Source organism: uncultured Anaerococcus sp., assembly GCF_963510575.1.
Classification (GTDB): domain Bacteria; phylum Bacillota; class Clostridia; order Tissierellales; family Peptoniphilaceae; genus Anaerococcus.
Genome location: NZ_CAUPFR010000072.1, coordinates 1 through 8698 on the forward strand (window position 1 = coordinate 1; position 8698 = coordinate 8698).

Annotated in this window: 11 protein-coding genes; 1 reads left to right on the plus strand and 10 read right to left on the minus strand. The window is 33.2% G+C overall.

Features of this window, described 5'->3' with window-relative positions:
• The 4 genes from RQ907_RS06140 to nth form a co-directional block, all read right to left on the minus strand.
• Positions 1 to 473 (minus strand): FAD-dependent oxidoreductase (locus tag RQ907_RS06140; RefSeq protein ID WP_311492499.1); only part of this gene is annotated, 473 nt, incomplete at its 3' end.
• Positions 474 to 483: 10 nt separating this feature from the next.
• Positions 484 to 942, minus strand: coding sequence for a tRNA (cytidine(34)-2'-O)-methyltransferase (locus tag RQ907_RS06145; protein WP_311492500.1), 459 nt, complete (start codon positions 940 to 942; stop codon positions 484 to 486).
• The gene (locus RQ907_RS06150; RefSeq protein WP_311492501.1) at positions 935 to 1777 is read right to left on the minus strand and encodes an HAD family hydrolase; all 843 of its coding nucleotides are present in this window, start codon (positions 1775 to 1777) and stop codon (positions 935 to 937) included. The genes RQ907_RS06145 and RQ907_RS06150 overlap by 8 nt, the downstream gene beginning before the upstream one ends.
• The gene (gene nth, locus RQ907_RS06155) at positions 1770 to 2429 is read right to left on the minus strand and encodes an endonuclease III (RefSeq protein ID WP_311492502.1); all 660 of its coding nucleotides are present in this window, start codon (positions 2427 to 2429) and stop codon (positions 1770 to 1772) included. Before nth ends, RQ907_RS06150 begins: the two co-directional genes overlap by 8 nt.
• Before the next feature lie 86 nt (positions 2430 to 2515).
• Between nth and rodA the strand changes: the two genes are divergently transcribed.
• A complete protein-coding gene (rodA, locus tag RQ907_RS06160; protein ID WP_311492503.1) occupies positions 2516 to 3682 on the plus strand; it encodes a rod shape-determining protein RodA in 1167 nt (388 codons plus the stop codon).
• Between the two features lie 34 nt (positions 3683 to 3716).
• Here the strand turns inward: rodA and RQ907_RS06165 are convergent, their stop codons facing one another.
• The 6 genes from RQ907_RS06165 to RQ907_RS06190 form a co-directional block, all read right to left on the minus strand.
• Positions 3717 to 4343, minus strand: coding sequence for a V-type ATP synthase subunit D (locus RQ907_RS06165; protein WP_311492504.1), 627 nt, complete (start codon positions 4341 to 4343; stop codon positions 3717 to 3719).
• Positions 4336 to 5709 (minus strand): V-type ATP synthase subunit B, encoded by a 1374-nt coding sequence (locus RQ907_RS06170; RefSeq protein ID WP_311492505.1) that lies wholly within the window; start codon positions 5707 to 5709, stop codon positions 4336 to 4338. The genes RQ907_RS06165 and RQ907_RS06170 overlap by 8 nt, the downstream gene beginning before the upstream one ends.
• Positions 5710 to 5712: 3 nt before the next feature.
• Positions 5713 to 7455 carry a V-type ATP synthase subunit A gene (locus RQ907_RS06175; RefSeq protein ID WP_311492506.1) on the minus strand — a complete coding sequence of 581 codons (1743 nt, stop codon included), beginning with the start codon at positions 7453 to 7455 and terminating at the stop codon, positions 5713 to 5715.
• Complete coding sequence (locus RQ907_RS06180; protein WP_311492507.1) at positions 7439 to 8044, minus strand: V-type ATP synthase subunit E family protein; 606 nt, start codon at positions 8042 to 8044, stop codon at positions 7439 to 7441. Before RQ907_RS06180 ends, RQ907_RS06175 begins: the two co-directional genes overlap by 17 nt.
• 11 nt (positions 8045 to 8055) lie before the next feature.
• Positions 8056 to 8292 carry a V-type ATP synthase subunit F gene (locus RQ907_RS06185; protein WP_311492508.1) on the minus strand — a complete coding sequence of 79 codons (237 nt, stop codon included), beginning with the start codon at positions 8290 to 8292 and terminating at the stop codon, positions 8056 to 8058.
• A gap of 1 nt (position 8293) precedes the next feature.
• Positions 8294 to 8698, minus strand: a 405-nt coding sequence (locus tag RQ907_RS06190) for an ATP synthase subunit C (protein WP_311492509.1), incomplete at its 5' end; no start/stop codon positions are given.

Below are 8698 nucleotides of genomic sequence, written 5' to 3' on the forward strand. Positions count from 1 at the left end.
TAGTTTGCTTCTTCACGAGCCGAATCTCCTCCGCCTACTACATATATATCTAAACCTTGGTAAAAAGGTCCATCACATGTTGCACAGTAAGAGACTCCTCTATTGGCAAATTCTGCTTCACCTGGCACTCCAAGCTTTCTATGCCTTGCACCAGTTGAAATTATTATAACCTTAGCTTGATATTCATTTGAATCAGTCTTAACTGTCTTAATCTCGCCTTCTAGTTTTACTTCTTCGACATTTTCAAATACAACTTTTGCATATTGCTTTGCTTGCTCTTCCATTCTTTCAGAAAGAGCCATTCCTGTTGGATTTTCAATTGAGCCTGGATAATTTTCTACAAAAGCAGTTCCAGAAATTTGTCCACCTGAAATATCTTTTTCTATTATTAAAGTTTTTAACTTGCTCCTACCAGCGTACAAACCTGCTGTTAAGCCTGCTGGTCCGCCACCTATTATTATTATATCGTACATATAACTCCTTTTAAAATTTAAAATCTACTTGTCTTAACGCCTCATATAGAACAATAGATACAGAATTTGCTAAATTTAATGACCTATTAATCTTTGGCGTCATTGGAATAGTAATTATTCTTTCCTTAAAATTCCTAAGCAGACTTTCATCAATGCCTTCTTTTTCACGTCCAAAAATTAAAAAATCTCCATCACTAAAAGCTACATCTACATACCTATGTTGGCTTGGTGTTTCTACTAAATAAAAATTTTTGCCCTTTATATAGTCTAAAAATTCTTCAAGACTATCGTGAATTACAAGATCAACATAATCCCAGTAATCTATACCAGCTTTTTTTAGATACTTATCTGATAAATTAAACTTAAAAGGCCTGACTAAGTGAAGTCTTGATTCTGTAAGCACGCAGGTCCTAGCAATATTGCCTACGTTGCCAGGATGTTCAGGCATAAGTAAGACAATATTAAACATTTTTATTAGCCTCTAAAACATAATTTACGGCCTCAAGAACTCCTGCAGATTCATTATCTGCTACAACTACATCAGCAACTTTTTTTAACTCATCCTTGGCATTTCCCATAGCAAAACCAAGTCCTGCTCCCTTCACCATTGGTATATCATTAAAAGCGTCACCGATGGTTGCAACTTCACTAGTATATATACCCAATATTTTACAAATCTCTTCTATTGATGACCATTTAGTTGCATTTTTATTGCTGATTTCTAGTTGGCTAAAACCAGATGATGTAATATAAAGTTCTTTTCCAAATTGCTTATCAATCAAGTCAACTATTTCATTTCTTGGCAATTCATTTTCATCTATGCCGGAAATTTGAAATTTTACTGCTTTTTTACCATGTTCCATAATATACTCAAGCGGATTATTTTTAATAATTATATCGACTTGATAATTCATTCCATACTCATTTTCAATTTTAAGATGTTTAATTTTTTCTAAATCCACCCTATTTGTGTAATAATTTTCATCATCGTATATGTGAAAGTAGAGTTTATGCTTTATGCAGAAATCGTAAAGAGATTTTAAATGCTCTTCATCAATTTCATAACTCTTATAAACATCTTTACCGTCAAGACTAATTAAACTACCATTAGTAGCTACAATCGGTCCCTTTATTCCAAGTAAATTTTGATTATATTTAACAGATGGAAATACTCTGCCACTAGCAAGTACAACTTTAATTCCAGCATCTTTCAGTTTTTTTAGTGCTTCGATGCTTGATTCTTGTACTGCTGAATTATTATCTAGAATCGTTCCATCTAAATCAAAAGCAAATAATTTAATCACCGCTCCTCCTATAATATAGACATAATTTATTTATCATACACTCTTCGCAAAGTGGATTTCTTGCCTTACACAAAGCCCTACCATGGCTTATTAATTGGTGGTGGGTTTTTGACCATCTTAACTCATCGATATTTTTTTCTAACTGGTCTTGTGTCTTATCTACATTTGTTGCATCGGCAAGCCCTATCCTATTTGACACCCTAAAAACATGGGTATCTACAGCAATAGACGGTATCCCAAAGGCGTTAGCGCATACTACATTTGCAGTTTTTCTACCCACGCCTGGAAGTTTTTGTAATTCTTTCTTATCGGCAGGAACTACTGAGTTATAGTCTTCTATCAATATTTTACTCATAGCCTTTATGTTTTTAGCCTTATTTCGATATATACCAATAGTCCTTATGTGGTTTTCTAATTCTTTTATATCCATGTTTGCAAAATCTTCCGGTGTGTTTGCTACTTTGAACATTTCCCCTGTAACCTTATTTACACTCACATCTGTAGCTTGAGCCGAAAGTATTGTTGCAACTAAAAGCTCAAAAGGTGTTGTAAAATTAAGCATGGAGTGATCAACATCCGGATACATTATATCGAAGAATTCTAGGACTTCTCCTATTTGTTTCTTACTTAAGATAATATCACCAACCTTCATTTATATTATACTAGTCTTATTTTTACCTGCTAAAATTGTATTTGCATAATTTCTGTTATATAATGATTAAGAATTGGAGTGATAAAATGTTTAATTTAAAAAAGAAAAATTACAAAGATTTTGATATCTTACTATTTATTTCTACCTTAGCCCTATCGATTTTTGGACTTATCGTCCTATATTCTGCCTATGGTGGAAAAATCGCATCAATTAAGACACAGATTTTCTCAACTATATTAGGTTTTATACTTATTGGTTTAATCTGTACTTTGGACTTAGACGTGGTTAAAAAACCCTATTGGATATACTATGGATTGATGATTGGTATTTTGATTATTACCCTGGTCATTGGTCGAGGCCTTGATGAATGGGGAGCAAAAAGTTGGATTTACTTGGGGTCTTTTTCCTTCCAACCCGCTGAAATATCTAAAATCATCTTAATAATTAGCTTGGCAGCTTTCTTGGATAAATACAAGTATTCAATTAACTCTCCTCTAATTTTAGCTGCTACTATTGTTTTTGTAGGCCTACCTATCGGTCTAATCCTACTCCAGCCAGACTTTGGTACATCAATGGTTTATGTATTTTTTATAGCTGCTATGATTTTTATAGCAGGATTATCTTGGAAATGGATAGGGATTTTAGCTCTTGCAGGTATAGCCCTAGGAATTTTCCTCCTAACTAACCTTAGTGGTTTTAGAGCGGATAGAATTGAAAATTTCCTTAATCCATCAAGAGATACATCAGGATCAAACTGGCAACAACAACAAGGTATGATTGCCATTGGATCAGGCATGTTAAATGGAAGAGGATATTTACAAGGTAGCCAATCTCAATATGGCTACATACCAGAAAAAGAAACAGATTTTATTTTTTCAGTTTTAGCTGAAGAACTTGGTTTTGTAGGTGCTATAATTATGATAGCCTTATTTACAATTTTAATTTTAAGGCTAATAGCCATTGCAAAATCGTCCAACAATACATTTATAAGTCTTTTGGTAACTGGAATAGCGGGACTAATTTTCATCCATATCTTTGAAAATGTGGGAATGACAATAGGTATTATGCCAGTAACAGGTATTCCACTTCCATTTTTCTCAAATGGTGGTACCTTCCAGCTGTTAATTTTAGTTTGTATAGGCTTTGCTCTTTCAGCATCTATGCAAAAAAATCAATATGATGATGGAATTATCGATTATGATACAGTTACCCCTCTTGAAGTGAATATGGTTAGGCCATCAAAAAGAAAATAATACTTTTAGGCAAAAGAAAAGTCATCGTAAAATATTACAATGACTTTTTTTCTTTATTTCTTTTTACAATTTTTGTCTTAGAGAATTCTTCTCTTTCTTTTTCTTCTATGCTTTGAGATATACTCTTAATAAGTTCTGTCTTTTGTGGTATCTGAATCTTTTCCAAACTGTTAACTTTCTTATTAGATTTTCTTATTTCTATTTCTAAATTATTTATAGTACTATCGAGCTCCGCGAGTTTAAAAATATCAGCTCTTAGTTTATTAAATGCCAATAAAGCTTCATCAAAAAGCGAGTTGGTTTGATAAAATGAATAAGATAAGGATAATTTCTTTGGACTAAAGGTCACTTCTGCCATGTCTGTCTGCATGAACTTTGTATTTTTAGTCTCTATTGAATTATCTATAGGTATAAGTCCCGCCAAATTTTCCAGTTTGGCTTGACCTATACTTGCCATAGCCTTATTAAAGCTATGGCTGACCGAATTCATTGTTTCATTAACTTTTTTGTTTAAAGCATCCCTATCTCTAATTTTACTCTCATGAGCGTTCATCAAAGCCTTTCTCTTTTTATCAAGGATATCAAGGCCAACATCGAGTAATTTCAACTCTTCTTTTGCTTTTATAAGATTTGCCTTACTAGCTATTTGTTCACTATTCATCTGCTTTACCTATAAATTTGTCAAGGTTTTTCTCAGATACCCTATGAAGTTCGTTTCTAGGAAGGATTTTTAATATATCCCAAGCAAGGTCTAAACTTTCTTCTAGCTCTCTATTTTCACTTTGAGATTGAGATAAGAACTTGCTTTCAAATACATCACCAAACTCTAAATACTTCTTATCTACAAGAGATAAATCGTCTTCACCAACAATTTGTGCAATATTTCTTACATCAATTACCTTTGAATAAGACTCATAAAGCTGGTTCATGACATCTTCATGATCTGCTCTTGTATAACCTTCTCCAATACCATCTTTCATAAGTCTTGAAAGAGAAGGGAGAACATTTATTGGTGGGTAAACACCTTTTGATGAAAGTCCCCTATCTATTACAATCTGACCTTCTGTAATATAACCTGTAAGGTCAGGAACCGGATGGGTAATATCATCATTAGGCATAGTTAATATCGGAATTAAGGTTACAGAACCTTTTACTCCACGAATCATGCCAGCTCTTTCATAAAGACTAGCTAAGTTTGAATATAGATAACCTGGGTATCCCTTTCTTGATGGAATCTCACCTCTTATTGAAGAAACTTCCCTTAATGCCTCACAATATGAAGTCATATCAGTAATAATTACAAGAACATGGTATCCTTTCTTGTAGGCAAGGTATTCTGCAGCTGTAAGAGCGCACTTAGGAGCAAGTAACCTTTCCATAATAGGAGAGTCTGCCAAGTTTTGATACATAACCAACTTGTCTTTAACACCTGCTTTCGAAAAAGCATCTTCGAAAAATAGGGCTTCATCCTTTTTTATACCCATAGCAGCAAAAACAAAAGCAAAATCTTCATCGGTTTTTAGTTTAGCTTGTCTAATTATTTGAGCTGCTATTTCATTATGTGGCAAGCCTGATCCAGAAAATATCGGAAGCTTCTGTCCTCGGATAAGGGTTGTTAGGGTATCTATAGCTGAAATACCTGTTTGAATAAAGTCTCTTGGATATTCCCTAGCCACTGGATTTAAAGCAAGTCCCTCAACTGGATAAGTCTCATCCGAGTAAATATCTCCACCGTTATCAATAGGTTCTCCTATACCATTGAAAGTTCTACCTAAAATACTTTCATTTAGTGGTAAATCTAGAGGTTTTTCATAGAAGCTAACTACTATATCCTCTACAGAGAAATTATCTGTATTAGCATAAACTTCTATAGTGACTGTATCATCATTAACCATTACAACAGAGCCAACGAATTCCATTCCTGCTGCGTGTACAGAAACTAGGGCATTATATGCAATATCAGTTACTTTTTCAATCTCGATAATAGATGATTCAATTTTTTTAATTTTAGTATATTCTTTTCTCATCAGCTACCCCCTCAAATTAGCAAAATAATTTTCAATCTTAGAGCCTAGCTGATTAAGCTTATCTAATTTATCATTTTCAACATTATATTTCATCTGGCTAATTTCATTTAATAAATCAGAATTATAAATCTTTTTATATGAAATACCATCATTTAGAGCTTGTTCGCTTAAGTTATTATATTTATCAATAACGTCTAACATTAATATTTGCTTATCTACTGGCACATATTTATCAACAGCGTTATAAGCATTTTGTTGTAAAAATCCATTTCTAATTAGAGCTGCAACATCTAGTACATTTTTCTGCTCATCAGATAGGGCATCAGACCCAACTAGCATCATAATAGATTTAACTTCTTCTTCTGAAATCAATACATTCATAAGTTTATTTCTTATGCCAATAATATCTGAATTGTAATGCTCTTTGTAATAATCTTGCATCTTGTCTAAATAATTAGTGTAAGATGTTAACCAGTTTATAGCTGGATAATGTCTTGAATAGGCAAGTTTACGGTCCAAACCTAAAAATACATTTACACTTCTTCTTGTAGCCTCTGTTACAGGCTCGGAAAAATCTCCACCTGACGGAGAAACTGCACCTATCAAGGTGACAGAACCCTTGCTACCATTCAAGTTTTCAAAATAACCGGCTCTTTCATAAAATTTTGAAAGTCTACTAGCTAAGTATGCTGGATAACCTTCTTCTGCAGGTATTTCTTCAAGCCTTGCGGATATTTCTCTTAGCGCCTCAGCCCATCTAGAGGTAGAGTCGGCCATAAGAGCAACATCATAGCCCATATCCTTATAATATTCTGCAATGGTTATACCAGTATAGATACTAGCTTCCCTCGCAGCTACCGGCATATTTGAAGTATTTGCAATAAGGATTGTTCTTTGCATCAAATCTTTTCCTGTATTTGGGTCAATAAGGTCAGGGAATTCTTCAAGTACTTGAGTCATCTCATTTCCCCTCTCACCACAACCGATATAAACAATAATATCTACATCAGAATATTGGGCGAGTTGGTGTTGAAGCATTGTTTTACCTGTACCAAAACCTCCAGGAATAGCAACAGTACCACCTTTTGCAATAGGGAAAAATACGTCTAAAACTCTTTGGCCTGTAACTAGTAAGTTCTTTAAACTTAAAGCTTTCTTAACTGGTCTTGGATTTCTAACTGGCCAATACTGGTAAAGCTTAAGATCAAAAACACCCTCATCATTTTCAACTTTAAGGATTGTATCTTCTAGTTTATACTTACCATCTTCTTTGGCTTCGATAATAACTCCATTGAAACTAGACATAAGTCTGTGCTCTATGACATTAGTTTCCTTAATAGTAGCATAAATATCAGACTTCTTTATCTTATCGCCCTTTTTAAATTTGATTTTAACATCCCATTCTTTTTCCAAGTCTAAGTTATCAAAACCAATACCTGATGGTATAAAAGCTCCATGCTCATCCATAATATGTTTAAGAGGTCTTTCAATACCATCGAACATATTTCCTAAAAGACCTGGACCTAATCTAACAGAAAGAGGCATTGATGTAGAAATAATATCCTCTCCCACTTTAAGACCTGATGTATCCTCATAAACCTGAATAGTTGCAAGATCACCGTCAACTGAAATAACCTCTCCAATTAACTTCAATTTGCCAACTGACACCATTTCTCTGATTTTAAGGTGTCTTGCATTTTGAGCATAAACAACTGGTCCATTAATAGTTTTAATTATTGGATTCATCAAAACGCTCACTTTCAAGAACTTGATATAATTTTTTACCAAATTCATATTTTTTATCTCTTATTCTTTCTTTATAGCTAAAGTTATACCTAAATTCATTGTTAATATCCTTTAGTATAAAGCCACCAATATAGGTATTATCCATCGCTTGTTTATTTTTAAAATCTATTAAATCCAAGTCATCCTCAAGAACGCACACAACAATTTCATCTTCTGATAAATTAAGTTCACTCATCATCTTCTTAATCTCATCTGGTAAAGATTGTTTATATGCATCAGTTTTTTTATAAGCTCTTAGCTTACTAATTAATCTATTATAAAAATCATCAAGCAATTCTTCTCTATAAGCATAGAAATCATTTTTCTCTTCTTGCTTAATCTTTGAGATTTCTTCATTTTTTCTTATCTTTAAAAAACTTTTTCTATCTTTAATATTTTCTTCAAACTCTTTATTTCTTTGTTTATTTTTATTATCAATATAGGATGAATTTTTCTCTGTTGATAAAAATAATTCATTATCAGTTTTTAATTTTTCTTCATCCCAAACCATCTTCCTAAAACTCGATAGTTTCGCTTCTAGATCTAACATATTACATCCTTTCAACCATCGATAATTACAATCAAAGGCATTGTGTAATCTCTTCTATAATTATCAATCCTATTTTTATTATTATTATAAACTGATCTTGTAATTATCAATATAGCAAGATTCTCATCCTTGTACGAATTTCTAAATTCCTCTTCAAAATTTTGATCTCCAACCAAGCTTGCTTCAATAGCTCCAAGTCGAAACATTGTAAGCAAGCTGTTTGAATCAGTTAGAATCTTTGCTTTCATTTTATGCGTTTAGTATCATGATAGAAATAATTACACCGAAGATAGCGATACCTTCAGCAAGACCTACGAATATGATTGTTCTACCAAGAATTGATTGATCCTCTGAAATAGCTCCAAGTGCTGCAGAACCAACTGTACCTACGGCATAACCTGTACCTATTGCTGCAAGACCTGTTGAAAGAGCTGCACCAATATACTTAAGTCCATCAGATGCTGCGGCTGCTGTAGCTGCGCCCTCTGCTGCTTTTGCTCCAGATGGAATCATAAGTACTACTATCATTAACATTACTGGCACAAAGGTAAATAAATTCATCTTCAATGCTTTAGAAATTTTTGCTTTTGATGGGTCTTCATTGTTCTTTAATAGGTATAAACCTGAATAAATTGTTATTATTACTACTGCTAA